The sequence below is a fragment of the Sphingomonas sp. BK481 genome, assembly GCF_014194875.1.
In the GTDB taxonomy this organism is placed as follows: Bacteria; Pseudomonadota; Alphaproteobacteria; order Sphingomonadales; family Sphingomonadaceae; genus Sphingomonas; species Sphingomonas aerolata.
On the sequence record NZ_JACIAP010000002.1, the window covers coordinates 192,448 to 219,067 of the forward strand.

The following is a 26,620-nucleotide window of genomic DNA, read 5'->3' on the forward strand; positions in this document are numbered from 1 at the left end:
GGCTTACATCCTGAACACACCGAACGCGGGGCGTTCGGCGATTGGAGCGTTGAGCGTCGCGGCGAGCGCGAGGCCGAGCACGTCACGGGTCTGCGCGGGATCGATGATCCCGTCGTCCCACAGGCGCGCGGTCGCGTACCAGGGATTCCCCTCGTCCTCATATTTCTGACGAACCGGCGCCTTGAACGCTTCGGCTTCCTCCGCCGTCCAGTCGTCCGCGTCGCGGTGAACGGTGGCGAGGACCGAGGCCGCCTGTTCGCCGCCCATCACGCTGATCCGGCTGTTCGGCCAGCTGAACAGGAAGCGCGGCGAATAGGCGCGTCCGCACATGCCGTAATTGCCGGCGCCGAAACTGCCGCCGATCAGCACCGTGATCTTCGGCACGGTCGCGGTCGCGACTGCCGTCACGAGCTTTGCACCATGTTTGGCAATGCCTTCTGCCTCATACTTCCCGCCGACCATGAACCCCGAGATGTTCTGGAGGAACAGGAGCGGTACCTTGCGCTGGCAGGCGAGCTCGATGAAATGCGCCCCCTTCTGAGCGCTTTCGCTGAACAGGACGCCGTTGTTGGCGAGGATCGCGACGGGGATCCCGTGGATATGCGCGAACCCGCACACCAGCGATGTACCATAAAGCGCCTTGAACGCATGGAATTCGCTGCCATCGACCAGCCGTGCGATCACCTCGTGCACGTCATAGGGTGCGCGCACATCGGACGGCACGACACCGTAAAGCCCCTCAGCGTCGTATTTCGGGGCGCGCGCCGGTTGCCGGTTCACCGTGACAGGGACCTGTGGCGGCAAGGTCGAGACGATGTCGCGAACGATCGTCAGCGCGTGGTCGTCCGATTCCGCGACATGATCGACGACGCCCGACCGCCGTCCATGCGTGTCCGCGCCGCCGAGGTCCTCCGCGGAAATCACCTCGCCCGTCGCCGCCTTGACCAGCGGCGGCCCAGCGAGGAAGATCGTGCCCTGCCCGCGGACGATGATCGTCTCGTCGGACATGGCCGGGACATAGGCGCCGCCCGCAGTGCAGCTCCCCATCACACACGCGATCTGCGGTATCCCCAACGCCGACATCTGCGCCTGGTTGTAGAAGATCCGGCCGAAATGCTCGCGATCGGGAAATACCTCCGCCTGATGGGGCAGGTTCGCCCCACCACTATCGACGAGATAGATGCAGGGCAGCCGATTTTCCTGTGCGATTTCCTGCGCTCGCAGGTGTTTCTTGACGGTCAGCGGAAAATAGGTCCCCCCCTTCACCGTCGCATCGTTGCACAGGATCATGCACTGCCGACCGGCAACGCGGCCGATCCCCGCAATCACCCCCGCGCCGGGCACCGCATCGTCATACAGCCCATTGGCGACGAGCTGGCCGATCTCGAGGAACGGCGAACCCGGATCGAGCAAGCGCTCGACCCGGTCGCGCGGCAGCAGCTTGCCACGCGCAACGTGCCGGTCGCGCGACCGGGCGTCTCCGCCGAGCGCGACGCGCGCAACGTCGTCGCGCAGGCGCTGGGCGAGCGCGAGGTTGTGCGCCGCATTCGCCTGGAACGTCTCCGCGTCGACCGACAGCTTCGTATCGAGGACGGGACCGCTCACCGTTCACCCCGCCGCGACCTGATCAGCACGCTCATTGCATCACCTTGGGCGCGGCACCGATCAGTTCGCGTCCGATCAGCATCCGGCGAATCTCGTTCGTCCCCGCGCCGATATCGAGCAGCTTGGCGTCGCGCATGAAGCGCTCGACCGGCCAGTCCTTGGTATAGCCCGCGCCACCCAGAGCCTGGATCGATTCCAGCGAGACCTTCACCGCGCTCTCGCTCGCCAGCAGGATCGCGCCCGCCGCGTCGAACCGCGTCGTCTTGCCCGCATCGCAGGACCGCGCGACGGCATAGACATAGGCACGTGCAGAACTCAACGCGACATACATGTCCGCGACCTTCGCCTGGATCAGCTGGAACTGCCCGATCGCGGTCCCGAACTGCCTGCGTTCGCGGACATAGGGGATGACCACGTCGAGACAGGCCTGCATGATGCCGAGCTGAATGCCCGCGAGCACCGCGCGCTCATAGTCGAGGCCCGACATCAGCACGCCGACGCCGCCATTCTCCGGGCCCATCACCGCGTCGAACGGCACGTGGCAATCGGTGAAGACAAGCTCGGCGGTCGGGGATCCCCGCATGCCCATCTTGTCGATCTTCTGCCCGATCGCGAATCCCGGCATGTCCTTCTCGATCAGGAAGGCGGTGATCCCCTTCGATCCCTCCCCCGTCTTCGCATAGACGACGAGCGTATCGGCATAGGCCGCGTTGGTGATCCAGAACTTGGTGCCGTTCAGCACATAGCCACTCTCGGTCTTCACCGCCTTCAACTTCATCGACACGACGTCGGATCCCGCCCCGGCCTCGGACATCGCCAAGCTTCCGACATGCTCGCCCGACACCAGCTTGGGCAGATATTTTGCCTTCTGCTCGGCATTGCCCCAGCGGCGGATCTGATTGACGCAAAGGTTCGAGTGCGCGCCATAGCTCAGGCCGATCGACGCCGATGCGCGCGATACTTCCTCAACCGCGACGACATGCTCGAGATAGCCGAGCCCGAGCCCGCCATACTCTTCCTCGACGGTGATACCGTGAAGCCCCAGCTCGCCCATCGCCGGCCAGAGCTCGCGGGGAAACCAGTCGTCCGCATCGATCTTCGCGGCCAGCGGAGCGATCTTCTCCTTCGCGAAGCGCTGCGTCGTGTCGCGGATCATGTCCGCGGCTTCGCCCAGCGCGAAGTCGAAATCTGGCGTCACGAAACTCTCCTTACCGTATTATCCCGTGGTTTGCCGGGCTGTTCTCATTACCGTTCTCACCCGGCGTTTAGCGTGGGTCAGGGACCGCAGCCGGCGCACCGAGCGTCGTGATCACGCCGTCTACGACCGTGATCGGCCAGACCGCAAGCGCTTGCCCCGCGCATGGGCCGCCGACGCAGTGGCCATCGTCGATTCTGAACAGTGCGGAATGCCACCCACAGACGATCAGGTCGCCATTCGGGCTCAGATAGTCGTCGAGGGCGCGCGCTAGTGGCAGTCCGGCGTGCGGGCAGCGATCGACATAGCCGACGACGCCGTCACCGCGCCGAACCGCAAAACCGTGGAACCGCCCCGCGCGCATCTGCACGACATAGCCTCGCGACTGGCCGGGTGCGATCGCCTCGATCGACCCGAGCGCAATACCGGCCGGCGTGGCGAACAGCCGCACCGACGACGGCGCATCGCTCACGGCACTGTCGTCGCCCGGCTGGCCCTGCATGTCCGTCATCACGTCTTCACGCGTCGACCGTGATCACCCCACGCCGAATCTGGTCGAGTTCGATCGATTCGTACAGCGCCTGAAAGTTGCCGTTGCCGAACCCCTCATTGCCCTTGCGCTGGATGACCTCGAAAAAGATCGGCCCGAACAGCGGTTCGGTGAAGATCTGGAGCAGCAGCCCCTCCTCACCGACATTGCCGTCGAGCAGGATCCGGTTGCGCCGCAGCCGCTGGAGATCCTCGCCATGGTTCGGCACGCGCTTGTCGACCAGTTCGTAATAGGTCTCGATCGTGTCCTGCAGCCGGACGCCGCGAGCCCGCAGTTTCTCGACGGTCGTGTAGATATCGTCGGTGGTTAGCGCGAGATGCTGGATGCCTTCGCCGTTGTAATCTCGGATGAACTCCTCGATCTGGCTGTGGTCGTCCTGGCTCTCGTTCAGCGGAATCCGGATCGCGCGATCGGGCGCGATCATCGCCTGGCTGAACAGGCCCGTCGCCTTGCCCTTGATGTCGAAATATTTCTGCTCTTCGAACCCGAAGATCTGGCCGTAAAAGGTCGACCAGGTCCGCATCTGGCCGCGCTTTACGTTGTGCGTGAGATGGTCGAGCAGATCGAGACCAACGGAATTCTCGGCCTCGGCCTCCGCCGCGCCCGGGATCTGATCCCAGGCATCGTACAGGCTGCCCGCGCCGCCATGACGGTCGACGAGATAGAGCAACGATCCGCCGATCCCCTCCAGCGCGTAGCTCTCGTCGCCCAGCGCCCCCAGCGACGCATCGGCCGCCTTCGCACCGCGTGCCAGCGCAGCGTCGAAGGCCGCCTTGGCATCGGCAACACGGAACGCCATGCCGTTCGCCGAAGGACCATGGTCGGCGCGGAACGTCGCGGCCTGCCCCGTCGGTTCAGCGTTGAGCAAAAGGTTGATGCGACCCTGCTTGTACCGGGTCACTGCCTTGGTCGGATGCCGGGACGCGGGCACGAAACCCAATTGCTCGAACTGTTTGCCCATCGCCGCCGGTTCGGGCGATGTGAACTCGCAGAACTCGAAACCATCCAACCCCATTGGGTTGACGTCCATATGCTCCATGATGCGACAGCCTCTCAAAGCTTTATAGTATCGTTGGATACCAACTGCGCGTTTGCGCAGATCGTGTCAACTGATACTATCCCGTGCCATGACCGCTTCATCCGACCGCCCGCTGCTGCTCGACGACTTCATCCCGTTCCGGCTGTCGTTCACGTCGAACCTCGTCAGCGACACGATCGCGCGCAGCTATGAATCGCTGTTCGGCCTCTCGATCCCCGAATGGCGGCTGGTCGCCGTCATTGCCGAAACCGGCGGCATCACGCAGGCGGAAATCGGTCATCGTACGCGGATGGACAAGGTTACGGTAAGCCGCGCGGCGATCGCGCTGGTCGAGCGCGGGCTTCTCGAACGGCGCGCCAATGCCAGCGACCGTCGCTCGCACCTGTTGATGCTCAGCGATGCGGGTCGCACGCTCTATGCTGCCGTCGCGCCAAAGGCGCGCGATCTCGAGGCGCGGATCTTTGCGCAGTTCGATCCGGCCGAAGTCGCCGCGTTCACGGCGATGCTCCGCCGGATCGACGCGGTGACCAGCGCGCTCGATCAGCCGGCCCAGGGCGGTGACGGTGTCCACAGCGTCCGCAAATAGTCGAGCAGTGCAACAACCGACGACGGCACTGCGCCGCGCGGGTGCAGCGCGAAGATCCCGACATCCGCGCTCCCCTCGATTGCCGGCAGGACGCGAACGAGCCGCCCCGCCGCCAGATCGCTGCTGACGTCCCACAGCGACCGCAGCGCGATCCCCACGCCCGACAGCGCGAGCTCTCTCACGACCTCGCTCGAATTCGTGCGGACGTGGCTCGCGGCATCGATCGTGAAATCGCCGTCAGGCCCCGTCAGCCGCCACGGCATTTGGCCGCGCGCCGCGAGCAGGCGATGATCACCCAGCGCCGCCGCGCTGCCAGGAATGCCCGCCGTCTCGAGATAGGCGGGTGCGGCACACAGGACCCGGCGGCTGTCGCCCAGCCGGTGCGCGTCAAAACCCGGTTCGACCGTCGGCGCGATCCGGATCGCGAGGTCGATCCCTTCGCCGAGCAGGTCCGAAAAACCGTCTGACAGATTTAGTTCGAGCGCGATGTCGGGATGCGCATCGAGAAAGGGCTTGAGCCGAGGTGCGATATGCAAGCGCCCGAACGACGTCGGCGCACTGACGCGGAGCGGACCGCTCGGCCCGGCGGCCCGGTCGCCGACCCGCCCCTCGGCCTCCCGGATCGCGGCAAGGATCGCGACCATGTCCGCGTGATACCGCTCGCCTCGCGCCGTCGGCTCGAGCCGCCGTGTCGTACGATTGAGCAGCCGCACTCCGAGCCGCGTCTCTAGCCGGACGATCCGTTTCGATACCATCGCCGGAGAGATGCCGCGCAAGCGGGCAGCTCCGCTCAGGCTTCCGGCCGCGACGACGTCGACGAACAAGGCGGCATCCGGATCCATTCATTCCCCCGGTGATCGACAGCTTCAACACTTGATCGTCTACCGAACAGCCTGGCGGTCGTATAGGATGATCGTCAGATAGGGAGAGAACGATGACCGCGACGTCAGACGGCATGATCGACAAGGCGGGGCTGCGTGTAGCCGCACCGCTGGCACGGTTCCTCGATGACCAGGCGCTGCCCGGCACGGGAGTCGACCCGTCCGCCTTCTGGTCCGGAATGGCCGACATCTACGCCCGCTTCGCACCCGAAAATCGCGATCTGCTTGCTCGCCGCGATGCGCTGCAGGCGAAGATCGACGCCTGGTACGACGCATTTGGCGGCCGCCCCGTCGATCCGGACGCGCAGGCGCGCTTCCTTCACGAGATCGGTTATCTCGCTGAGGCGCCTACGCCGTTCGTGGCGACCTCGACTCGCGTCGATGACGAGGTGGCACGGCTGGCAGGCCCGCAACTCGTCGTGCCCATCCTCAATGCCCGGTTCGTCCTCAACGCCGCAAACGCACGCTGGGGCAGCCTGTACGACGCGCTCTACGGCACCGACGTAATCCCCGGAACGCCGTCGGGTCGGGGTTATGATCCGGACCGCGGTGCGCAGGTGATCGCTTGGGCCAAGGCGTTCCTTGATTCCAGCGTGCCGCTTGCGTCGGGCTCATGGACCGATTGGGACGGCAGCACGCCCGTGCTGGCACAACCGGATCAGCTCCGCGGCCATGCCGGCAGCACGATCCTGTTGCGCCACAATGGCCTACACATCGAACTTGTCATCGATCGCGACCATCCGATCGGCGCATCCGATCCTGCCGGACTCGCCGACGTCCGGCTCGAATCCGCGCTGACGACGATCGTCGATCTCGAGGATTCAGTCGCAGCGGTCGATGCCGACGACAAGGTCGCTGCCTATATCAATTGGCTGGGCCTGATGAAGGGCGATCTGGAGGCGCAGTTCGACAAGGGAGGCCAGACGCTGACCCGGTTGCTGGAGGACGACCGGCGCTACACCGCGCAGGACGGGTCCGAAATCGTCCTGCCGGGACGAAGCCTGTTGTTCGTCCGCAATGTCGGCCATCTGATGACCACGCCCGCAATGCATCTGCCCGATGGGACGGAAGCGCCCGAGGGCATTCTCGACGGGATCGTGACCGCGCTGATCGCGCTGCACGATCTGAACGGCACCGGTCGCTTCCGGAACAGCCGCCAGGGTTCGATCTACATCGTCAAGCCGAAGATGCACGGCCCCGACGAAGCGGGCTTCACCAATAGGCTGTTCGACGCGGTCGAGGATTTGCTCGGCCTCGACCGCCACACGATCAAGGTCGGCGTAATGGACGAGGAACGCCGCACCTCGGCCAATCTGGCCGCCTGTATTGCCGCGGTGAAGGACCGCATCGTGTTTATCAACACGGGCTTCCTCGATCGCACGGGCGACGAGATGCACACCGCGATGCGCGCCGGACCGATGATCCGCAAGAGCGAGATGAAGGCCAGCGCCTGGATCGCTGCCTATGAGGATCGCAATGTCCAGATCGGCCTCGCCTGTGGCCTCAGCGGTCACGCGCAGATCGGTAAAGGCATGTGGGCCGCGCCCGATCGCATGGCCGACATGCTCGACCAGAAGATCGCCCACCCGATGACCGGCGCCAACACCGCCTGGGTCCCCTCACCCACCGCGGCGACGCTCCACGCGACGCATTACCACCGCGTCGACGTCTTCGCGCGGCAGGCGGCACGACAGAGCGAGCCCGTCACGCCGCTCGAGAAGCTGCTTACGATCCCGCTCGCACACGGCCATAACTGGTCCCCCGACGAGATCCGCGACGAGCTCGAGAACAATGCGCAGGGCATTCTCGGCTATGTCGTGCGCTGGATCGACCAGGGCGTCGGCTGCTCGAAGGTGCCGGACATTCATGACATCGGCCTGATGGAAGATCGCGCGACCCTGCGGATCAGCTCGCAACATATGGCGAACTGGATGCTCCACGGCATCGCAACACCCGCCGAGGTCGATGCCGCCTTCGTGAAGATGGCGGCCAAGGTCGATGCGCAGAATGCTTCCGATCCGCACTATCGGCCGATGGTCGGGCACGAAGCGACCAGCCTGGCCTATCGCGCCGCGCGCGCGCTCGTCTTCGAAGGGCTTGATCAGCCGAACGGCTATACCGAACCCCTGCTCCACCGCTTCCGGCAGGAGGCGAAAGCGGCACAAACTGGTAACAGTTGACACCATATTGGTCGGGGGCCATCGTTCTGAGCGAAACCCCCGGCCCCCGCGGCACGTCGAACAGGGGTGCGCGAGGAGAGTGTTACGATGGCCAACGACCCGGCCGCCACCGGCTATATTTCGGGTTTCGGCAACCATGTCGCGACCGAGGCCGTCGCAGGCGCGCTACCCGTCGGGCGCAATGCGCCACAGCGACCGCCCTTCGGGCTGTACACCGAGCAGCTGTCAGGCACGGCCTTCACCGCACCGCGTCACGAGAACCGGCGGAGCTGGCTGTACCGCATGCGTCCCACCGCCGAACATCCGCCCTATGTACGATATGACGGCGCCGCACGTTTCGCGGCGGACGCGCAGGACGGTCCGCTGGCGCCCAATCGGCTGCGCTGGGACCCGAGCGCGCCGCCGCCAGCGGGAACCGACCTGATCGACGGCATGACGACGATGCTCGCCACCCGCGATCCTGCGGATCTGGAGGGCGTCGCGGTCCACCTCTATGCCGCCAACCGCGACATGACCGCGCGGGTCTTTGTCGATGCCGATGGCGAACTGCTCTTCATCCCCCAGGCGGGGCGGCTCGAACTTCTGACCGAGCTCGGGCGGATCATGGTCGCGCCCGGCCAGATCGCGCTCATCCCGCGCGGTGTTCGTTTCCGGGCTTTGCTACCCGATGGGCAAGCAACGGGCTATGTCGCGGAAAACCATGGCGCCCTGTTCCGTCTGCCCGATCTAGGTCCAATCGGCGCGAACGGGCTGGCCAATCCGCGCGATTTCGAAACGCCGGTCGCCTGGTTCGAGGATCGCGACACGCGGTTCGAGGTTATCCAGAAATTCATGGGAGCGCTGTGGTGCACGACGCTCGAGCACAGTCCGCTCGACGTCGTGGCGTGGCACGGCAATCTGGCGCCGTGGCGTTACGATCTCGCGCGGTTCAACACGATCAACACGGTGAGCTTCGACCATCCCGATCCATCGATCTTCACCGTTCTGACCTCGCCCTCCGACGTACCCGGCCGCGCCAATGCCGATTTCGTCGTCTTCCCGCCGCGCTGGATGGTTGCCGAAGACACGTTCCGCCCGCCCTGGTTCCACCGCAACGTTATGTCGGAGGCGATGGGTCTGATCCACGGCGCCTATGACGCCAAGGCGGCCGGCTTCACGCCCGGCGGTCTGAGCCTACACAATCTGATGGCAGGCCACGGTCCCGATCTCGACAGCTGGACCGCCGCGACGAACGCCGATCTCAAGCCGCACAAGATCGACGGCACCATGGCCTTCATGGTGGAGAGCTGCTGGCCCTACCGACCGACGCCGCATGCGCTGGCGCATGCCCAGCTCGACTACGACGCGGTTTGGGCCGATTTCCCCAAAGCGGTGCTGCCGGCATGATCCTGCACGGCTATCGGCGGTCGACGACCTCGTACCGTGTGCGGATCGCGCTGAACCTGAAGCAATGCGCCTATGAGCAATGCACGCACGATCTCAGGACCGGCGCACAGCGTGACGCGCGCTATCTCGCGCTCAACCCGCAAGGGCTGGTGCCCGCGCTGGACATTGGCGACGGCACGATCCTGACGCAGTCGCCTGCCATCCTCGAATGGCTCGACGCGACCTATCCCGCGCCGCCGCTATTGCCCGCCGACCCGACCGAGGCCGCGATCGTGCGCAGCATTGCGGCAACGATCGGGTGCGACATTCATCCGGTCAACAATCTACGAATCCTTGACGCGCTCAGGGCCGATTTCGCCGCGACGCCCGAGCAGGTATCAGCCTGGATCGCGCGGTGGATGACCGCGGGATTCGATGCGATCGAGCCACAGATCGCTCGCCATGGCGACGGCTATGCCTTTGGCGCCACGCCGACGCTGGCCGACTGCTATCTCGTGCCGCAGGTCTATGCGGCCGAGCGCTTCGCCATCGATCTCTCACGCTACCCCCGTTTGGCCACCGCCGCCGCGAATGCAGCGACACTGCCAGCCTTCGCCGCTGCGCACCCCGACATGCAGCCCGACCGTGACCTGCTATAGTATTGATATAGATTAGCACAAACCCGGTCCGAGTAGCGGACATAAAAGCCGAATTGATGCGTTTCTCACCGTATCGACGCGACGTAGATCGTGATCGCTGGTGAAGGGGCCGGAATGCGAATCGCAATTATTGCGCATCTCAAATATGCCATCCGCGAGCCTTTTGCTGGCGGTCTCGAGATGCATACGCACCTGTTGGCGACCGCGTTACGCCGACGTGGACATGCGGTCACAGTATTCGCATCGATGAAATCCGATCCGGCAATGGGGCTTGAGGCAATCTGCGACGAAACCTCGCTTCTCGAAACCGGCACCGCCGAAGCGCAGGACGTGACGTTCTTCCGCGAACACCATGCCTATCTGCGGCTGATGAGCATGCTGAGAAATCGACGGTTCGACGTCATCCACAACAACTCGCTCCACTATCTTCCCGTCTCGATGGCGGAAACGCTCGATACGCCGATGGTCACGACGTTGCACACACCCCCGTTCTGCTGGTTGGAAAGCGGCATCCGACTCTGCAAGTCGCCATCAATGCGCTTCGTTGCCGTTTCAGATACGATCCGCGGTCTGTGGAGCCACGTGACGCCAATCGACCGCACGATCCCGAACGGCATCAACCTTGCGAGCTTCCCTTTCCAACCTGCCGCAAGTCCCGACCGCTATCTCGTCTGGTATGGGCGGATCGTTGCCGAAAAGGGCCTTCATCTGGCGATCGACGCGGCTAGGCTGGCAGGCTATCCGCTCCGCATCGCCGGACCGATCTCGGATCCGGACTATTATGCGGCCGAGATCCTGCCGCGGCTCGGGGCCGACGTCACGCATGTCGGGCATCTCGAGCATGCGGCACTAGGCGCGCTCGTCGGCGGTGCGAGTGCGTTTCTCTGCACGCCCCGCTGGGAGGAGCCGTTCGGGCTGGTGGTCGCCGAAGCCCTCGCGTCCGGGACGCCCGTCGCCGCCTTTGCGCGCGGCGCGATTCCAGCGCTCCTCGACGAGTCCTGTGGCACGCTCGCACGCGCGGACGATGTCGCATCGCTCGCGGATGCCGCGCGGCGGGCGGTGCTGCTCGACCGCCGCGCCTGCCGCCTGCGCGCGGAGGCGATCTGCGACGCGGACGTCATGATCGACCGCTATGAGGACTTATACGAAGAGATGATCCAGCCGACACGCCACGCCGCACGGGGCCGCGCGTCTGACTATCCGATCACATTGGCGGGGGCGGCATGACGGACGCCCGCTTTTGCGTGTGCGTGCCCGCGCGTGACGAGGCAGACCGCCTGCCAATTCTGCTCGACGCCCTCGCGCGACAGGACGTGGATGGACCGATCCGCGTCTCGATCTTGATCAACAACACCGTTGATGACAGCGTCGCCGCGGTGGCCCGGGCACAGGCCGCCTGGGGCGAGCGACTGCATCTCGCCGTGGCCTGCCACGATTTTCCGCCCGAGCACGCGCATGCCGGCACCGCACGACGCCTGGCAATGGAGGCTGGCTTGGCACGCATCGATCCGGATCGCGGCGTTCTAATTTCCACCGATGCCGATACCCGGCCGCCGTCCGACTGGATCTCGGCGATGCTTTGCGCAATCGACGCGGGGCTCGATATTGTCGGCGGCCGGATCGTCGTCGACGACGCCGAACCGCTCGCGACGGCCATGGACGCGATGCAGGTCAAGCTCGACCGCTACTGGGCGTGTGTTCGCGCAATCGAGGACGACATCGATCCGTGCCGCTGGGATCCGGCGCCCCGTCACGGCGATCATACCGGCGCAAGCCTGGCAATTCTTGCCCCGCTATACCGTGCGGCGGGCGGTGTCCCCGCTATCCCCGCCGGGGAAGACCGTGCACTGGTCGAGGCGGCGGTCGCGGCAGGTGGTCGGCTCGGTCATCCGATGAGTGTGTGGACCCGTGTGTCCGCGCGCACCATCGGTCGCGCGACCGGGGGCATGGCGGACCATATGCAGGCGCTGTCCGATCGGGTGGCGCGCGGCGAGTCCACTTTTCTGCCGTCGTTCGATCAGTGGCGCGCACGCGCGGCGTGGCGACGGATGCGACGCGACCAGCCGGGCGGTGATGCAGGAGTCGCGCGCGATGAACCCCTGCTCCCGCCAATGCGCTGCGACATGCCGCTGGGGCTCGACCGATGAGTGGCCCGACTGCACAGCCGGCCGCCGCGACGCCATCCCTCGACCTTGTCGAGACGCTCGCGTCCTGCGGCGAGCGTTATGATGCCGCCCCCATGTTTCCCACGGACAGCATGGCCGCACTGGTCCGCCACGGCCTGCACCGGCGGTTCGCCCCGCGTGCACTTGGCGGCCAGGCCAATGGTGCACCGGACGAGCTGCTCGATGCGTTGCGGACGGTCGGACGCGGCGACCTCAGCGTCGGGCGGCTGTTCGAGGGCCATGTCAACGCGCTCGCGCTGTTCGACTGGTATGCATCGGCGGATCAACTTGCCTGGCTCGATACCGAACTCGACCGCGGTGCGTGGTTCGGCGTCTGGGCGACCGAACCTCCGCCCGGCGTCGCGGTAATCGACGGTCCGGACGGCCCCGCGCTCGACGGGGCGAAGCACTTCGCAAGCGGCGCCGGCGGTATCGATTATGCAATCGTCACCGCGCGTCCGGCGGCGGGGCAGCGTCCGATCGTCGTCATCCCGGCCAATGATCCCGTGCGTACCGACGCGTCCCGCTGGCGCGTACGCGGCATGCGTGCGAGCATGAGCGGTCGCTATGAATGTTCGGGCTATCCCGCCGGCGTCATGCAGACGCTGGGCGCACCGGGCGACTATGATCGCGAACCCCGATTCACCGCGGGGGCATGGCGGTTCCTGGCGGTCCAGCTTGGCGGCATGGAGGGGCTGCTGACCGAGACCCGGCGAGCCTTGTCCGATACTGCACGCGGCGATCCCGTCCAGCGTGCGCGCTTCGCCGAGGCGGTCGTTGCCGCGCGCACCGCCTATCTGTGGATCCGCGAGGCTGCGGGACGTGCCGCGCGTGAGGAGGCCGACGCCACCATCTTCGTCCAGATGACTCGCGGGGTCGTCGAACGTGCCGCGCTTGACGTCATGGAGGCCACCGCGCGTTTGCTTGGTACGCGCAGCGCGTTTGATGGTGAGCGCGCGGACAAGATCAGCCGCGACCTCAGCCTCTATCTGCGTCAGGCAGGCCCTGACTATGCACGCGATCAGGCGGCGCTCGCCTGGCTCGACCGCGACGTCTGGGGCGCAGGTGATCGCTTGTGGTGACCCCCGCGACGGCGCTGAGCAAAAGTCCCTGGCGCAGCGCACGGTGGCTGGTGCTGGCGCCGCACGCCGATGACGAAACACTCGGCACGGGGGCATTGATCGCGGATACGGCGGCGCGCAATCGCCTTGCCGGTGTGATGATCCTGACCGACGGATCGGGTTCGCATTCCTGCCCGACGCCGGCAAATCGTAGCGCGCTCATCCGGCGACGACGCGGTGAGGCACGGCACGCCGTCGCGCTACTGACCGGCGGACGGCGGATCACCCCGCGGTTTCTCGACTGGCATGATGCAAACCCGCACCGCCCCGGAAGCGCCGCGTTCCGTCGGTCCGTCCGGCAGCTGGCGGCCCTGTTGCGCCGGCACGCGGTCGACGCGATCGCGACAACCGCGGCAGGCGAGCCGCATTGCGATCATGCCGCGTGCTTCACGCTCGCGGTGCAGGCCGCGCTCGCCGCGCGCAGGCCTGTCGCGATTTTCGAATATGCCGTCTGGGGCGAACGCCCCGAAGGGAAGCGCGTCGTCCGCACCACGGCGATGCCGATCGCCCGGCGCTCCGCCGCGCTCCGCGCGCACCGCAGCCAGTTGACCGGATTGATGGGCGACGGCTTTCGCCTGCCGCGCGCGCAACAGCGGATGCCGGGAACCGATCTCCTCTATCTGGCGAACCGACATGCGACCCGACCATAGCCTCGACGCGCGCTATTTCGACGACGTCTTCACCGGCGACGACGATCCCTGGTCGCTCGCCTCGAGCCCGTATGAGGCCGCAAAGTTCGATGCGACGATCGCCGCGATCGACGATCGACGCTATCGTTCGGCCTTGGAGATCGGCTGCGCCCACGGCGTGCTGACCGCTCGGCTCGCGCCTTTGTGCGATACCCTGACCTCGATCGACATCAGCCTGCGCGCGGTCGAGCTTGCCCGGTCGCGCTGCGCCGCACTGTCCAATGTCAGGATCACGCGGTGTAACTTCCCGGCCGAGTCACCCGAAGGCGCGTTCGATCTCGTCGTGCTGTCGGAGGTCGTCTATTACTGGGACGATGCGGATATCGAGCGCGCAGCCGCCGCGATCCACGCCAGCGCTACGCCCGATTGCCGGATCATACTCGTGCACTGGACGGGCGATACCGACTATCCACAGACCGGCGACGCAGCCGTCACCAAGCTACGGGATCGGCTCGGCGGCGTCGCGGTCGAGCGCGCCGAAAGAAAAGACGCGTACCGCCTCGACCTGTGGTCCCTACGATGACGCCGCTCTCCGTCCTGACCCTCGTCAAGGACCGCGAACCCCATCTGATCCAGCTGGTCGAGGGCCTGAAACGGAGCGCGGTCGCCCCCGCCGAACTGATCATCGTCGACATGAGCAGCGACCCGGTCGCGCAGCCGGAGGCGCCCTTCCCCGTTCACGTCCACCGGCTCCAGACCGGCACCCTCGCGCTTGCCGCCGCACGCAACCTTGCAGCACGGCACGCGACGTCTGCACATCTGCTGTTCCTCGACGTAGACTGTATCCCGATGGCGCAGTGCCTCGGTAGGATGGGTGCGGTACTCGATGAGGACGATGCGTTGCTCTGCGCGGATATCCGCTATCTCGGACCCGACGACGCGCGTTCGACGTGGAACGAAGAGGTCCTGCTGGCGGCGGGGCGGCCACATCCGGTGCGCTGTTTTCCCGCGACGGGCACGCGGCGCGAAACCAATCCCGGTCTGTTCTGGTCGCTGGCGTTCGCGATCCGCCGGTCGCGGTTCGATGCGCTTGGTGGCTTCGACGAGGCTTTCGTCGGCTATGGCGCGGAAGACACCGATTTCGGCTTTCGCGCCGAGCATGCACAAACCCCGCTGATCTTCGTCGGCGGGGCCATCGCCTGCCATCAGTATCACGACAGCTATGATCCGCCCGTCCAGCATCTCGACGACATCGTCCGCAACGCGACGATATTCCACGCGCGGTGGGGCTGGTGGCCGATGCAGGGCTGGCTCGACGCGTTTGTCGCGATGGGGCTCGTCGACTATTGCGATGACGGCATCCGCATCCTGCGCCGTCCAAACGCCGCGGACCTGATCGCCGCGCATTCGGGCCAATCCTAGACCGCGGTACCGATCGGCATGGTGACCGAAGCCGAGAGCCCGCCCCCCGCGGCATCGTCGAGGACCAGCACGCCGCCATACAGCGCCGCGAGCTCGCGCGCGATCGCCAGTCCGAACCCATGGCCGTCCTCACGTTCGTCGAGCCGCACGCCAGCATCGGTCGCCCGCTGACGGTCGGCCAGCGCGATGCCCGGGCCATCGTCGACGATGCTGAGCCGGATCATGCCCTGATCGACCCTCGCGGCGACACGCACCGTCGTTCGCGCATGCCGCGCGGCATTGTCGATTAGATTGCCCGCCATCTCGTCGAGATCCGCGGCATCGACCGCGACGTGCAGCTCGGGATCGATCGCCGCATCGATCACGACGCCGCGTTCCATCCTCAGCCGCCGGATCGTCGACATCAGATCGGCGATCGCGGGGGCGAGTGCGGTGCTGCTCGCATGACCGCCGGCGATGTTGCGTGCGCGGGCAAGATGATGCCGGATCGTTGCGTCGATCCGGGCAAGCTGCGCCGCCTGGGCGGGATCGTCACGCACCGTTAGCGCAAGCGTCGCGACCGGGGTTTTCAGCGCATGCGCCAGATTGGCCGCCGACGCGCGCGCGGTCGCGAGCGCCGACGCGTTGTCCCGCGCGAGTGCGTTCAGTTCGATCGCGAGCGGACGAAGCTCGTCGGGCTGCGCTTCGGACACACCCGCGGCCCCCCTGCGCATCGCAGCGACGCCGTCGCGCAACGCGCGCAGCGGTCGCAACCCGATCCGCACCTGCACCAGCGTCGCAACGCCCAGCAGGATGCCAAGGATGCCGAGCGTTGCAAGCAACGGCACCACCGCCGACCGGATCGGTCGGGCGACGACGTCGCGCGGTGCGGCTGCGGTCAACACCATCGGCCCCGCGTCCGTCGCGATCGAAATCCGTCGGGCATGGATTCCGTTCCGCCCTTCCAGTGGTTGCGGACGCGCCTCCCCTTCCCCGCGCAGCGAGCCTCGCGGTGCCGGGCCGGGCGTCCGCAGCGTCGGAAATTCGGCGGAACTCACTGTTTGTACCGGGCCGCTGATCTGCCATTGCCAGCCGGGGCCGGCATCAAGCAGGCCACGAAGCCGCGTCAGTCGCGCCCGGTCGATCCGCCCATCGCCACCGACCGCACCGGCAAGCAGCGACAATTCGGCATCGAGCCGCTGGTCGAGCCCCTGGGTGACGAACCGCTGCAGCACGCCGGCGATCGCCGCACCCGCGACCAAAAGTGCAACGAGGGTGGCGAGCAGTGAAAGGCCGAGCATCCGCCCATGGATCGACCGCGGGATCGGCCTCATCGGGGTGTCGGCGTGGCGAGCCGGTAGCCCCGGCCACGCACGGTATCGATCAGCGACGCACCGATCTTCTTTCTCAGTCGACCCACGATCACCTCGAGGCTGTTCGAATCGCCGTCCGCATCGCCCTCATAGACACGCTCCATCAACGCCAGCCGCTCGATCACCGCGTCCTTCGACAGCATCAGCGCCGACAGCACCCTCCATTCGAGCGCAGTCAGCTTGACCGGCAAACCGTCGAGCTCGAACTGCCCCGTCTGCGTCTCGAACGCGAGCGGGCCGCATTCGAGCCGTGTGGCGCCATGCCCCGCCGCCCGGCGCACCAGCGCGCGCAGCCGCATGACCAGTTCCTCGACGCGGAACGGCTTGATCATGAAGTCATCGGCCCCCGCCTTGAACCCCGCCACCTTGTCCGACCATCCGTCGCGCGCGGTGAGGATCAGCACGGGAAGGTCGCGCCCCGCCGCCCGCCAGTCCCGCAGGATCGTGACGCCGTCCCGGCCCGGCAGGCCAAGATCCAGCACGGCGGCGTCATAGGCCTCGGTGTCGCCCAGATGCCCCGCATCGACGCCGTTTGCGGCAAGATCGACCGCGCAATTCTCGCCTCGCAAGGCCTTGGCGAGCGCGGGGCCGAGATCGGGATCGTCCTCGACGAGCAATATACGCATGACGACCTCGCTAGCTGTGAACGCTAAACCCAAACTGAACGGGGAAGTTCAGCGGGGCGTGGGGATGCGGCGCCTAGAAGCCGGGCATCGACACGAAGAGGAGACGATGAATGCCCCGTTTGATGGACACACTGAACCGCGGAACGCGGATGAAGCTCGCCGCTGCCGCCCTGCTCGCAGTCGGCGTGGCAGGCGGCGCCGGCGCCGTATCGCTGACGCGGCCCGGCATCGAGATGGCACCCACCACGCCGACCGCGATCGCCCGACTGTCTGGTACGAGCGGTGTGGTGACGGTGAAGGGCCGTGTGGTCGAGATCTTCGGTGACCGCTTCGTCCTTCAGGACGCAACCGGGCGGACGATGATCGATGCCGGTCGCAACGGCGATGGCGTCACTGCCGGTGCGACGATGACGGTACAGGGTCGCTACGACAATGGGCAGCTGCGCGCGTCCTATCTGGTCGATCCGAATGGGCGGATCATCGCCGCCGGCCCCGCGGGCGGGCCGCCGCCGCATGGCCCCGGTGGTCCTCGCGGCCCCGGTGGTCCCGGCCACGATGGTCCGCCGCCCCCGCCACCGGGCGGCGCGAACTTGGCCCCTCCCGGGGCAATGGCGCCGTCCACCGCCCCAGGCTGTGCCCCATCCGTAACCGGTGTCACGCCGCCACCGGCACCCGTCGGCACACCCGTCGCGCAAACGCTACCCCGCGCACCGGCTGCCGCGGTAAATCGCTAGGATGGTTGCGATCCGCCACAACTGTGGCGGATCGAGTCCTCAGGCCAATCGCGAATGACCGGCACCCTCCGTACCGCTTCCGCCGTCAGGCCGAAGCGGTACGGTGTTCGTCTTTCGAAGGTCGTAGGGCACGCGCCATGCCGAGGATCAGGACGACGGGCCGCAAAATGAGCATCGGCGCGACCGACAGCGTGCCGACCATGATGACCGCCGCGATCGAGCCGCCACCCAGAAACCGCACGACGCGTTCGCCGCTGACCGGCGCCCCGCACCGCAGGAACGCCAGCGTCAGCGCGGCGGCGGCGGCGATCCGCAACAGCCGGATCGTCCCGGGTGCGGTGATCCCGAGATCCCGGCGATAGCGAAACGCGGAGGCCGCGAGCAGCATCCAGCCCGCCAGTGTGACGATGATCGTTTCAAGCATGAACCACTCCACGGGCAGGACGTCGTACCGGGGGGGCCGGACGAAGATGCGCGACACGCCATGCCGCCATCGCCAGAACGGTGGCGATCGCGAGCATGGTCAGGTCGAACCCGGCAAATACCGGGTCGTCGCCACGCAATGAGGCCGGCAGACCGCGCGGGGTCGTGACGGCATTGATGACCGGAATTGCGGCAAAGGCGATGGCACCGATCCCGAACCCTTCGATCCAGGCGCGCCGCGGCGATCGGGCCAGCTGCGCGACTGCGACCGCGCCCCAGACCCAGAACATCGCGGCGACTTCGCCATCCGCACGCCCGGCCGCATCGACAGGAATCAACCGGTTCGCCAGGAGATACGCCGCCATCCCGACCGGCAGCCCGGCAATCACCGCGATGTTCAAGCGCTCGACAAGCGTCAGCCCCGGAAACGGCGCCGCGCCCGGCCGCCGCCGCTTGGTCGTCCAGAGCAACAGGCCCGTACCGACCATCGCAGCGCCGGTCAGGCCAAGCAGGCAATAGGCCCAGCGCAGCCCGGGAGCCGCATAGCTCGCGACGTGCAGACCGAGCATCACCCCCGCGGTCATCAGCGCGGGGCCGGTGCCGCCCGATCGCTCGAGCATTTGCCCAGTGCTTCCCGAATAGGTCACCGATGGCAGCCGCGCATTGATCGACACGCCGGCATGACGATAGACGGTCACCGTTGCCGCACGATCATTAGGATGGCGCACCACGACCCGGGTCGCAGGTGCGCCGAGCACCGCTTCGGCCTTCTCGATCATCGGCCCGATCGGCAGCAGCGGCGCGGCAATCCCGGTCGCCGCGCGCTCGGTCGGAATGCCGAATGCGACCGCCCCGTAATCGAGCGGCGTCTTGTAGTTCACCATCGCCGGCCACGGCATGTACATCGCCACGAGCGTGATCAGCCCGGTATAGGTGATCATCGCATGATAGGGCAGCGCGAGCACCGCCGAGACGTTATGCGCATCGAGCCAGCTGCGTTGTCCCTTGTTCCAGCGCAGCGTGAAGAAATCGGCAAAGATCCGCTTGTGCGTGATCACCCCCGACACGATCGCCGCCAGCATCACCATCGCACACAGTCCGGCCAGCCAGCGCCCCCAGGGATAGGGCAGCTGAAGCTGGAAGTGGAACCGATAGAAATGCTCGCCGCCCCGCGTTTCGCGGGCACGGACCGGTTCTCCGCTGCGGGGATCGAGCGTGAGTTCGGCGGGACGTGGCGGTGCCGTCGACGTCGGACTCCGCTGCTCGAACACACGCGTCACCGCCGAGCGGGCATCGGGAAGGTAGAGGAACCACTGGACGTCGTCCCCCGCGCCGATCCGCTGCAGATAGGTCATCGCGCCTTGCGCGGCCTGCGCAGGCGACACCGTGCTCGCGCGGATTTCGGGTTGCATCCACTGGGTGATTTCGGGCCGGAAATAGCTTGCCGTCCCCGTCAGGAACATCGCGAACAACAGCCATCCCGCGAGCAGTCCCAGCCACCCATGGATCCACGCCATGCTCTGCCGCAGCGGCAACGCAGCCGTCATGGGCGGACGCCGAGCAAGGCCAGTGCCAGACCGATCGCCACGCTACCGCCCCAGATGCCGAGCGTGACACGCATCACCCGCGGCTCGTGAAAGCTCCAGAGCGCGGCGATTGCGTAGACCAGGAACGAGAGGATCATTCCCCAGCTGGTCGCCTCCGCACGGTCCACCGGCAGCAGGCGTGCGATCAGCGTGGCGACCGCGGAGGCAAGGACATAGCCGCCGACCAGCGCGGTCCCGATCCGAGCAATCATCGGCACGACCGCAGGTCGCAACCGACGCCGCGGCGACGTTGCCGTTCGCCTTAGATCCGGCGTGCGCTGCGGGATGACCTGCATGGTCATGCCCTACAGAATTTTGCGAGTGGTTATCAATAGCAAAGTTATTGCACGATATCCGGTCAGGGTCGCGAGCAGCAGGTCGCAAGGAAATCCGCCGCGGCGATGCGATCTATGGATATAAACGCGGGGTCCATCGCTGAACGGGGCAAGGGTGTGCGCATGCAGGACGCCGCCCGATGAAAGGTCCGCGCATGGAAGCTGCCAACGTCTTCAAAAAGCTTGAGATCGAACTCAAGCCCGATCCTTCGCGAACGGTGATCCGCCCGTTCAGCTTCAGCTATCCCGAGGCATTTGCGGCCGATCGTCCATCGCGCGCGCAAAAGGTGGCGCAGCGGGTGATGGCACTCGACCCCGCGCTGCGCAAACGCATGATCGAACTGCTGGCGAAACCGATGGAGGAGCGGCATCGCAATGCTGATGACGTCTTCCGCCGCCGCTTTGCCGAGGTTCAAGACGAGCTTGATATCGGCGACATCGACGCCGACGAGGCCCTGCTGCTGGGAGCCTATTTTAGTCAGGAATATGCGTTCGAGTCGGCGGCCCTTTTCAATCCGAGCATCGCGCGGATCGACGACGAACCCGGATCGGCTACGGGCGGCGTCAAGTTCGTGCTGTCGTTGCGCGGCATCGGCGAAGGACATATCTCCTCGGTTACGTTCCGTACCGGCGAATGGGGACCCGATGATCGCCTCGTGATCGATTCGGCAAGCCCGCATGGTGTGCCGCCACGAATTGACCGCAACCGGGATGGCTGGGTCCGGCTCTTGTGCGACGACAGCCAGGACGCGTCGGAAACGGTCATCTTTCCCGTCCTGCCCAGCCAGCGCCAGGGTGTCGAGGATCTGCGCCTCGTCAATTTCACCGATCATGATGGCGTTCGCAGCATCATCGGGACCTATACCGCGTTCGACGGACGCAAGGTTCAGCAGGAAATTCTCCGCGGCGTCGACATGCGGACCTTCGAAATGCGCCCCCTCGCCGGCGCCATGACCGGCTACAAGGGCATGGCGCTGTTCCCGCGCCGGATCGATGGCCAGTTCGTGATGCTCGGACGGCAGGACAGCGAGACGATCTGGCTGCTCCGCTCTGACGATCTTTACACCTGGGAGCGCGGGACGCCGATCATGGCACCGAAATATCCGTGGGAATTCGTGCAACTTGGCAATTGCGGATCCCCGATCGAGATCGACGAGGGGTGGCTTGTCTTCACCCATGGCGTCGGCATGGTCCGCGGCTATTGCATCGGCGCGTGTCTGCTCGACAAGGCGGACCCCAGCCGCGTGCTGGCGCGCACGCCCTCCCCACTCCTGTTCCCGAGCGCGGAGCAGCGTGGCGGCTATGTGCCGAACGTCACCTATAGCTGCGGCGGGCTGTTGCAGGGGCGCCGCATCCTGCTGCCTTATGCAATCGGCGACGAATATACCGCGTTCGCCACCGCACAGGTCGATGATATCCTGTCGGTCATGGCCCCCGCCTGACGTGCAGGCAGGTTCGGGCGCGGCCGCCGAGCGCCGCGCCCGATCTCGTCAGAAGGTAATATTGAAGCGCGCGTAATAATAGCCGCCGTTGATGCCGTAGGGACTGAACGTCAGCGGCCCGTCGAGGACATTGGCGTCGTTGACCAGCGAGTTGGTCGACCCCGGCACCAGCCCGACGGTCGGCGGCCGCTTGTTGAACAGGTTGTTGGCACCGACCGACAGCTTGAGTGCGGCGGTCAGGTCATAGTTGAGCTCGACGTCGCCGATGAACGCCGACCCCACCGTCTGCTTGTAATATGCGCCGCCATCCGGGGTAAGATACGCCGTCGTCTTGCCGTAGACGGTCCCGCGCAGCGTCGCACCGAACTTGTCGAGCGCATAGACGATCGAACCGATCACCTTGGTCTTGGGCGACGCCGTCTCGAGATAGCTGATCGCCTCATCGTCGAAGAGCGGGATGGCGCCGAGCGTCGCAGGCGCCGCATTCAGCCTGAGCGCCTTGGTCTCGTTATAGTTGCCCGACAGCATCCAGTTCACTTTGCCATAGTCCGCAAGATCGGTGACGTAGCTCGCCACGAGATCGATGCCGCGGGTCCGCGTGTCCGCGCCGTTGGTGAAGATGTTGATCCCGGTCTGATTGACGGTCGGGCCGAGGATGTTGCCGTTCGCCCGAATGGCCGCGGTCACGATCGGGAAGTTGGTCGCACCACCGCTGCCGTAGAGCGAACCGGTCCCGAGGATGCGGTCGCGGATCTTGACCTGATAGGCGTCGATCGTGATCGTCAGGCGTGGCGCCGGACGCAGCACGGTACCCAGGCTGAAATTGGTCGATTTCTCCGGCTTGAGATTGGCAAACCCCAGGAGCTTGGCCGCGGCGGAATTGGCCGGCAGCTGCACGAACGCGGACGTCGGCGAGACATTGGTCGCGGAGTAATAGGATTCCGCGAGCGTCGGCGCCCGAAACCCGGTCGAGACCGTGCCGCGAAGTGCGAACGCGTCCGAGAAATCGTACCGGCTCGTCCCCTTGTAGATGAACTTGCTGCCGAAATCGGAATAATGTTCATAGCGTCCGGCAACATCGACCTTCAGCCCGTCGATCGGCATCATCGCGACATCGACATAGGCCGCCTGGCTGTTGCGGCCGTTCACGCCCGCATCGGATGGCCGAAACCCGGGATAGGATTGCCCGCCTTCCTTGTAGATCGATGCGGCATCGCCCGAGCCGATCTCGTACACGTTCTTCCGATACTCCGCGCCGAATGCGAGGTTCAGCGGGGCCGCCATGCCCACCGCGATCTCGCGGGTGACATCGGCGTTCGCGGTGAACTCGGTCGCCTTGAAGAAGCCGTTATAAAAGCTCGTCGGCATAAATCCGGTATCCGCGTAGAGCGAGGCGTTGGCGGAATCGACGGTGTAGATCAGGTTCTTGTCCTGCCCGAAACTGGTCGACAGGTCGTAGTTGAACCCGCTCAGCAGCCCTCGAACCCCGCCGGTAAACGCCATGTCGTCCTCGCGGATTTTCTCGCGCGGCGAAAAGCCGTTGACCGGGCTGTCGCCGTCAGGATCGAAATAGGTCGTGACCCCGCCGACCGTCCGCGAGACCCGCGTCGGTACACGCAGGTTTTCGTACGCGCTGGCGATCCGCTTCGAATAGGTGCCGAAACTGTACACCTCCGCCGCGCCGAAGTCGTAGGCGCTGTTAAATTGCAGGTTGGTGAGGCGGGATTGCGCATCACCGTTGATCCGATTGACGTACGGAAATCCCGAAATATTCGGGTAGAGTTGCTGCTGCAGGGGACTTAACGCCGGCGACGTCGTGCCGGTGAGCAGCTTGCCATCACCGTCCGTCACCCGCCGGTCGAGCCCGCCGACCTGCGTGAAGTCGTGATAGCGGTGAAATGCGGTCACGTTGAGGAACCCGTCCTCGCCGATCTTGGTCGCGAGATGCAGCGTCCCGGCATAGGTCCGCCCGCCCGTCTGGTAGTTCTCGCCCACGGTCGCATAGCCATCGCCGCCCGTATCGCCGTCCTTGAGGATGATGTTGATCACCCCGGCGATCGCATCCGAGCCATATTGGGCCGCCGCGCCGTCTTCCAGAACCTCGATCCGCTTGATCGACGAGGGGGAGATCAGGTCGAGATCCGCGGTCGCGGCCCCCTGATAGGGCCCGCCGAGCACCGCGAGGTTGGCGGTGCCATGCCGGCGCTTGCCGTTGACGAGCACGAGCGTGTGGTTGGGGCTCACCCGCGCAACCGCGCGGACAGCGTCAGGTTCGCGGTGTCGCCGCCAAATGCCTGCGCGGTGAAGGACGGGACCAGCTGCGTCAGGATCTGGTTCAGATTGGGCTGGCCGACATGGCTCATCATGTCGGCATCAAGCACCTTGATCGGCGCCGCGCTTTCGGCAGCAGTAATGCCGGTCGCACGCGTCCCCGTCACGATGATGTCGTCGGGGATGTCGTCGGACGCATCACTTGTCGGCGGGCTGGCCGATCCTACCGTGGCGGGGTTTGTCGTCTGGGCAAGCTCTTGGGCACTGGCGGAAACATGCCCTCCAGCGGCAAGGGCGACGATCAAGGCGTGACGCGAGATATGATGAGCGATCTTCATTAGGCTACCCCCGAATGGTGAGTGCCTTTTCCGATCCTTCCCCCAAGTCTATCGACGATTTACGTCGTTTGCTCACGCAATACTGGCCGTGCCGAAATCAATCCTTTGTCATGGCCCCGGGATGTTGCCGGGATCCGTTGTGCATGCTCGGGTCTCCAAATTTTGAATGCAACCGATTCAGGGTAACGAGATCGTATTCGCGCGCGTTTTCGGACCGAAAATTCGGACTTGTTACATTTCTGCAACGATCGGTCATACCGCTCCCAAGTTGAATTCCGCGATTCCGCCGCGTCACTTGCCGCCGGAACGCGTTGAAGCCTCGACCTTCCCCCCTTTCGAGACCCGGAGACGCCCGATGCCCAAGACCCTGATCGCCGACCTGTTCGTCGAGACGCTCGAGCTTGCCGGTGTCGAGCGCATCTATGGCGTGGTCGGCGACAGCCTGAACGGCCTCACCGAAGCGCTCAGGCGGCGCGGAACGATCGAATGGGTGCACGTTCGCAACGAGGAAGCGGCGGCCTTCGCGGCCGGCGCCGAAGCGCAACTCACCGGCAAGCTCGCGGTCTGCGCCGGCTCCTGCGGGCCGGGCAACCTGCATCTGATCAACGGGCTGTACGACTGCAACCGGACGCGCGTGCCGGTACTCGCGATTGCGGCGCAGATACCGAGCGCAGAAATCGGCTCCAACTACTTCCAGGAAACCCGTCCCGAGGCGCTGTTCCGTGAATGCAGCGTCTATTGCGAGACGATCTCCGATGCCGATCAGATGCCGCGCACGCTCGATACCGCGATCCGTGCCGCGGTCGGCCATCGTGGCGTCGCGGTCGTCGCGATGCCGGGTGATGTCGCACTGCGCTCGACGACCGGCCTCGTCGCCCGATCCCGCACGGCGTTGCTGCCCGAAGCGGCCACGATCATCCCCGATCAGGACTCGCTCGCTCGCCTTGCCGCGCTGCTGAACGACGCCGGCAAGGTGACGATCCTCGCAGGTCGCGGCTGTCGGGGGGCGCATGCGCAACTCGTCGCGCTTGCCGGCGTGCTCCAGGCACCGGTTGTCCATGCACTCGGCGGCAAGGAATTCGTCGAATATGATAATCCCTATGATGTCGGCATGACCGGGCTGATCGGCTTCTCGTCCGGCTATGACGCGATGATGGGGTGCGACACGCTGCTGATGCTCGGGACCGACTTCCCCTATCGCCAATTCTATCCGGAAAAGGCGAAGGTGGCGCAGATCGACCTGCGGCCCGAAAATCTCGGGCGCCGCACCGCGATCGATCTCGGGCTGGTCGGCGACGTCGGCGCGACGATCGACCATGTCCTGCCGCTGCTGACACGCGAGCGCGACGGCGCCTTCCTGCGCGACGCACGCGAGGACTATGCCAAGTCGCGCAAAGGCCTGGACGAGCTCGCGACCGGTACCGCGGGCAGCGGCGTGATCCACCCGCAGCATGTCGCCCGCATCGTCAGCGACCTGGCAAGCGACGACGCCGTCTTCGCGTGCGATGTCGGCACGCCTACCGTCTGGGCAGCGCGCTACCTGGAAATGAACGGCCGCCGCCGGCTGATCGGGTCGTTCAACCATGGCTCGATGGCAAACGCCCTGCCGCAGGCGATCGGCGCGCAGGCCGCCTATCCCGGCCGTCAGATCGTCAGCCTGTCGGGCGACGGCGGCCTGGCGATGCTGATGGGTGAATTGCTGACCGTTCGGCAGCTCGGCCTGCCGGTGAAGATCATCGTCTTCAACAACGGCACGCTCGGCTTCGTCGAAATGGAGATGAAGGCGGCGGGGATGATCGAGACCGGGGTCGCGCTCGACAATCCCGATTTCGCCGCGATGGCGCGTGCGATCGGTCTGCATGGTGTCCGCGTCACCGACTCTGGCGAGGTCGAGGCGGGCGTCCGCGAGGTGCTTGCGCATCCGGGCCCCGCACTGCTCGATGCCGTCACCGCGCGCACCGAACTGTCGATGCCGCCCAAGATCACGCTCGAACAGATGAAGGGCTTCACGCTCTATATGGCGAAAGCGGTGATGAGTGGTCGCGGGGATTCGATCGTCGAGCTCGGCAAGACCAATGCCGGATTGTTCAAGACGCTGTTCTGAAACAGATCCGGG

25 protein-coding genes are annotated in these 26,620 nt (G+C 65.8%); 13 read left to right on the forward strand and 12 right to left on the reverse strand.

Going from position 1 to position 26,620, the window contains the following annotated elements; genetic code table 11:
* Nucleotides 1–3 precede the first annotated feature (3 nt).
* The 4 genes from FHY04_RS04820 to hppD all read right to left on the reverse strand — a co-directional run bounded on the left by FHY04_RS04820 (nt 4) and on the right by hppD (nt 4,389).
* Nucleotides 4–1,605 (reverse strand): carboxyl transferase domain-containing protein, encoded by a 1,602-nt coding sequence (locus FHY04_RS04820; protein ID WP_183935610.1) that lies wholly within the window; start codon nt 1,603–1,605, stop codon nt 4–6.
* Nucleotides 1,606–1,636: 31 nt separating this feature from the next.
* Nucleotides 1,637–2,803: an isovaleryl-CoA dehydrogenase gene (locus FHY04_RS04825; RefSeq protein ID WP_107933210.1), complete on the reverse strand. Its 1,167-nt coding sequence runs from the start codon at nt 2,801–2,803 to the stop codon at nt 1,637–1,639.
* 67 nt (nt 2,804–2,870) lie between these two features.
* The gene (locus tag FHY04_RS04830; RefSeq protein WP_221211672.1) at nt 2,871–3,302 is read right to left on the reverse strand and encodes a Rieske (2Fe-2S) protein; all 432 of its coding nucleotides are present in this window, start codon (nt 3,300–3,302) and stop codon (nt 2,871–2,873) included.
* 16 nt (nt 3,303–3,318) lie between these two features.
* The gene (hppD, locus tag FHY04_RS04835) at nt 3,319–4,389 is read right to left on the reverse strand and encodes a 4-hydroxyphenylpyruvate dioxygenase (protein WP_183935611.1); all 1,071 of its coding nucleotides are present in this window, start codon (nt 4,387–4,389) and stop codon (nt 3,319–3,321) included.
* Nucleotides 4,390–4,477: 88 nt separating this feature from the next.
* Between hppD and FHY04_RS04840 the strand changes: the two genes are divergently transcribed.
* The gene (locus tag FHY04_RS04840; RefSeq protein WP_031439069.1) at nt 4,478–4,975 is read left to right on the forward strand and encodes a MarR family winged helix-turn-helix transcriptional regulator; all 498 of its coding nucleotides are present in this window, start codon (nt 4,478–4,480) and stop codon (nt 4,973–4,975) included.
* Here FHY04_RS04840 and FHY04_RS04845 read toward each other — a convergent pair.
* Entirely contained in the window at nt 4,930–5,817 is an 888-nt protein-coding gene (locus FHY04_RS04845) for a LysR family transcriptional regulator (RefSeq protein WP_183935612.1), read from the reverse strand. The genes FHY04_RS04840 and FHY04_RS04845 overlap by 46 nt on opposite strands.
* Nucleotides 5,818–5,909: 92 nt before the next feature.
* Here FHY04_RS04845 and FHY04_RS04850 point away from each other — a divergent pair, with 92 nt between their 5' ends.
* The 9 genes from FHY04_RS04850 (at nt 5,910) to FHY04_RS04890 (ending at nt 15,397) form a co-directional block, all read left to right on the forward strand.
* A complete protein-coding gene (locus FHY04_RS04850) occupies nt 5,910–8,036 on the forward strand; it encodes a malate synthase G (protein ID WP_260171325.1) in 2,127 nt (708 codons plus the stop codon).
* 87 nt (nt 8,037–8,123) lie between these two features.
* Nucleotides 8,124–9,422 carry a homogentisate 1,2-dioxygenase gene (gene hmgA / locus FHY04_RS04855; RefSeq protein ID WP_183935613.1) on the forward strand — a complete coding sequence of 433 codons (1,299 nt, stop codon included), beginning with the start codon at nt 8,124–8,126 and terminating at the stop codon, nt 9,420–9,422.
* Nucleotides 9,419–10,060 (forward strand): maleylacetoacetate isomerase, encoded by a 642-nt coding sequence (gene maiA / locus FHY04_RS04860; protein WP_183935614.1) that lies wholly within the window; start codon nt 9,419–9,421, stop codon nt 10,058–10,060. Before hmgA ends, maiA begins: the two co-directional genes overlap by 4 nt.
* Nucleotides 10,061–10,174: 114 nt before the next feature.
* Nucleotides 10,175–11,287 carry a glycosyltransferase family 4 protein gene (locus FHY04_RS04865; RefSeq protein ID WP_183935615.1) on the forward strand — a complete coding sequence of 371 codons (1,113 nt, stop codon included), beginning with the start codon at nt 10,175–10,177 and terminating at the stop codon, nt 11,285–11,287.
* Entirely contained in the window at nt 11,284–12,207 is a 924-nt protein-coding gene (locus FHY04_RS04870) for a glycosyltransferase (protein WP_183935616.1), read from the forward strand. The genes FHY04_RS04865 and FHY04_RS04870 overlap by 4 nt, the downstream gene beginning before the upstream one ends.
* The gene (locus FHY04_RS04875) at nt 12,204–13,307 is read left to right on the forward strand and encodes an acyl-CoA/acyl-ACP dehydrogenase (protein WP_183935617.1); all 1,104 of its coding nucleotides are present in this window, start codon (nt 12,204–12,206) and stop codon (nt 13,305–13,307) included. Before FHY04_RS04870 ends, FHY04_RS04875 begins: the two co-directional genes overlap by 4 nt.
* Nucleotides 13,304–13,996 carry a PIG-L family deacetylase gene (locus FHY04_RS04880; protein WP_311723717.1) on the forward strand — a complete coding sequence of 231 codons (693 nt, stop codon included), beginning with the start codon at nt 13,304–13,306 and terminating at the stop codon, nt 13,994–13,996. The genes FHY04_RS04875 and FHY04_RS04880 overlap by 4 nt, the downstream gene beginning before the upstream one ends.
* Nucleotides 13,980–14,558 (forward strand): SAM-dependent methyltransferase, encoded by a 579-nt coding sequence (locus tag FHY04_RS04885; protein WP_183935619.1) that lies wholly within the window; start codon nt 13,980–13,982, stop codon nt 14,556–14,558. Before FHY04_RS04880 ends, FHY04_RS04885 begins: the two co-directional genes overlap by 17 nt.
* Nucleotides 14,555–15,397: a glycosyltransferase family 2 protein gene (locus tag FHY04_RS04890; protein WP_183935620.1), complete on the forward strand. Its 843-nt coding sequence runs from the start codon at nt 14,555–14,557 to the stop codon at nt 15,395–15,397. Before FHY04_RS04885 ends, FHY04_RS04890 begins: the two co-directional genes overlap by 4 nt.
* Here the strand turns inward: FHY04_RS04890 and FHY04_RS04895 are convergent.
* Nucleotides 15,394–16,710: a sensor histidine kinase gene (locus FHY04_RS04895; protein WP_260171326.1), complete on the reverse strand. Its 1,317-nt coding sequence runs from the start codon at nt 16,708–16,710 to the stop codon at nt 15,394–15,396. The genes FHY04_RS04890 and FHY04_RS04895 overlap by 4 nt on opposite strands.
* On the reverse strand, nt 16,707–17,375 hold the full coding sequence (locus FHY04_RS04900; RefSeq protein ID WP_183935621.1) for a response regulator transcription factor: 669 nt from the start codon (nt 17,373–17,375) through the stop codon (nt 16,707–16,709). The genes FHY04_RS04895 and FHY04_RS04900 overlap by 4 nt, the downstream gene beginning before the upstream one ends.
* 122 nt (nt 17,376–17,497) lie before the next feature.
* On the opposite strand from FHY04_RS04900, the gene FHY04_RS04905 reads away from it, so the two are divergent.
* Nucleotides 17,498–18,109 carry a hypothetical protein gene (locus FHY04_RS04905; RefSeq protein WP_221211648.1) on the forward strand — a complete coding sequence of 204 codons (612 nt, stop codon included), beginning with the start codon at nt 17,498–17,500 and terminating at the stop codon, nt 18,107–18,109.
* A gap of 85 nt (nt 18,110–18,194) precedes the next feature.
* Here the strand turns inward: FHY04_RS04905 and FHY04_RS04910 are convergent, their stop codons facing one another.
* The 3 genes from FHY04_RS04910 to FHY04_RS04920 are packed head-to-tail and all read right to left on the reverse strand — an operon-like array spanning nt 18,195 to nt 20,420.
* Nucleotides 18,195–18,533 (reverse strand): hypothetical protein, encoded by a 339-nt coding sequence (locus FHY04_RS04910; RefSeq protein ID WP_056407768.1) that lies wholly within the window; start codon nt 18,531–18,533, stop codon nt 18,195–18,197.
* On the reverse strand, nt 18,526–20,079 hold the full coding sequence (locus FHY04_RS04915; RefSeq protein ID WP_183935623.1) for a PepSY domain-containing protein: 1,554 nt from the start codon (nt 20,077–20,079) through the stop codon (nt 18,526–18,528). The genes FHY04_RS04910 and FHY04_RS04915 overlap by 8 nt, the downstream gene beginning before the upstream one ends.
* Nucleotides 20,076–20,420 carry an iron transporter gene (locus tag FHY04_RS04920; RefSeq protein WP_183935624.1) on the reverse strand — a complete coding sequence of 115 codons (345 nt, stop codon included), beginning with the start codon at nt 20,418–20,420 and terminating at the stop codon, nt 20,076–20,078. Before FHY04_RS04920 ends, FHY04_RS04915 begins: the two co-directional genes overlap by 4 nt.
* 188 nt (nt 20,421–20,608) lie before the next feature.
* On the opposite strand from FHY04_RS04920, the gene FHY04_RS04925 reads away from it, so the two are divergent.
* Entirely contained in the window at nt 20,609–21,895 is a 1,287-nt protein-coding gene (locus FHY04_RS04925) for a glycoside hydrolase family 130 protein (protein WP_183935845.1), read from the forward strand.
* 48 nt (nt 21,896–21,943) lie between these two features.
* Here the strand turns inward: FHY04_RS04925 and FHY04_RS22425 are convergent, their stop codons facing one another.
* Together FHY04_RS22425 and FHY04_RS22435 are read right to left on the reverse strand one after the other, a co-directional pair.
* Complete coding sequence (locus tag FHY04_RS22425; RefSeq protein WP_311723725.1) at nt 21,944–24,139, reverse strand: TonB-dependent receptor domain-containing protein; 2,196 nt, start codon at nt 24,137–24,139, stop codon at nt 21,944–21,946.
* Nucleotides 24,136–24,504, reverse strand: a complete 369-nt coding sequence (locus tag FHY04_RS22435; protein ID WP_260171327.1) for a hypothetical protein — start codon at nt 24,502–24,504, stop codon at nt 24,136–24,138. The genes FHY04_RS22425 and FHY04_RS22435 overlap by 4 nt, the downstream gene beginning before the upstream one ends.
* Before the next feature lie 355 nt (nt 24,505–24,859).
* Here FHY04_RS22435 and poxB point away from each other — a divergent pair, with 355 nt between their 5' ends.
* On the forward strand, nt 24,860–26,608 hold the full coding sequence (gene poxB, locus FHY04_RS04935; RefSeq protein ID WP_183935625.1) for a ubiquinone-dependent pyruvate dehydrogenase: 1,749 nt from the start codon (nt 24,860–24,862) through the stop codon (nt 26,606–26,608).
* The last annotated feature ends 12 nt before the right edge of the window (nt 26,609–26,620 follow it).

What these genes read in the sequence shown, in the direction of transcription:
- FHY04_RS04900 (WP_183935621.1), bottom strand. Translation starts at nt 17,375, where the DNA reads ATGCGTATATTGCTCGTCGAGGACGATCCCGATCTCGGCCCCGCGCTC.
- FHY04_RS04895 (WP_260171326.1), bottom strand. Translation starts at nt 16,710, where the DNA reads ATGAGGCCGATCCCGCGGTCGATCCATGGGCGGATGCTCGGCCTTTCA.
- FHY04_RS04885 (WP_183935619.1), top strand. Translation starts at nt 13,980, where the DNA reads ATGCGACCCGACCATAGCCTCGACGCGCGCTATTTCGACGACGTCTTC.
- FHY04_RS04830 (WP_221211672.1), bottom strand. Translation starts at nt 3,302, where the DNA reads ATGCAGGGCCAGCCGGGCGACGACAGTGCCGTGAGCGATGCGCCGTCG.
- FHY04_RS04870 (WP_183935616.1), top strand. Translation starts at nt 11,284, where the DNA reads ATGACGGACGCCCGCTTTTGCGTGTGCGTGCCCGCGCGTGACGAGGCA.
- FHY04_RS04865 (WP_183935615.1), top strand. Translation starts at nt 10,175, where the DNA reads ATGCGAATCGCAATTATTGCGCATCTCAAATATGCCATCCGCGAGCCT.
- FHY04_RS04850 (WP_260171325.1), top strand. Translation starts at nt 5,910, where the DNA reads ATGACCGCGACGTCAGACGGCATGATCGACAAGGCGGGGCTGCGTGTA.
- maiA (WP_183935614.1), top strand. Translation starts at nt 9,419, where the DNA reads ATGATCCTGCACGGCTATCGGCGGTCGACGACCTCGTACCGTGTGCGG.
- FHY04_RS04910 (WP_056407768.1), bottom strand. Translation starts at nt 18,533, where the DNA reads ATGCTTGAAACGATCATCGTCACACTGGCGGGCTGGATGCTGCTCGCG.
- FHY04_RS04925 (WP_183935845.1), top strand. Translation starts at nt 20,609, where the DNA reads ATGGAAGCTGCCAACGTCTTCAAAAAGCTTGAGATCGAACTCAAGCCC.
- FHY04_RS04920 (WP_183935624.1), bottom strand. Translation starts at nt 20,420, where the DNA reads ATGACCATGCAGGTCATCCCGCAGCGCACGCCGGATCTAAGGCGAACG.
- poxB (WP_183935625.1), top strand. Translation starts at nt 24,860, where the DNA reads ATGCCCAAGACCCTGATCGCCGACCTGTTCGTCGAGACGCTCGAGCTT.
- FHY04_RS22435 (WP_260171327.1), bottom strand. Translation starts at nt 24,504, where the DNA reads ATGAAGATCGCTCATCATATCTCGCGTCACGCCTTGATCGTCGCCCTT.
- FHY04_RS04875 (WP_183935617.1), top strand. Translation starts at nt 12,204, where the DNA reads ATGAGTGGCCCGACTGCACAGCCGGCCGCCGCGACGCCATCCCTCGAC.
- hmgA (WP_183935613.1), top strand. Translation starts at nt 8,124, where the DNA reads ATGGCCAACGACCCGGCCGCCACCGGCTATATTTCGGGTTTCGGCAAC.
- FHY04_RS04905 (WP_221211648.1), top strand. Translation starts at nt 17,498, where the DNA reads ATGGACACACTGAACCGCGGAACGCGGATGAAGCTCGCCGCTGCCGCC.
- FHY04_RS04845 (WP_183935612.1), bottom strand. Translation starts at nt 5,817, where the DNA reads ATGGATCCGGATGCCGCCTTGTTCGTCGACGTCGTCGCGGCCGGAAGC.
- hppD (WP_183935611.1), bottom strand. Translation starts at nt 4,389, where the DNA reads ATGGAGCATATGGACGTCAACCCAATGGGGTTGGATGGTTTCGAGTTC.
- FHY04_RS04840 (WP_031439069.1), top strand. Translation starts at nt 4,478, where the DNA reads ATGACCGCTTCATCCGACCGCCCGCTGCTGCTCGACGACTTCATCCCG.
- FHY04_RS04915 (WP_183935623.1), bottom strand. Translation starts at nt 20,079, where the DNA reads ATGACGGCTGCGTTGCCGCTGCGGCAGAGCATGGCGTGGATCCATGGG.
- FHY04_RS04890 (WP_183935620.1), top strand. Translation starts at nt 14,555, where the DNA reads ATGACGCCGCTCTCCGTCCTGACCCTCGTCAAGGACCGCGAACCCCAT.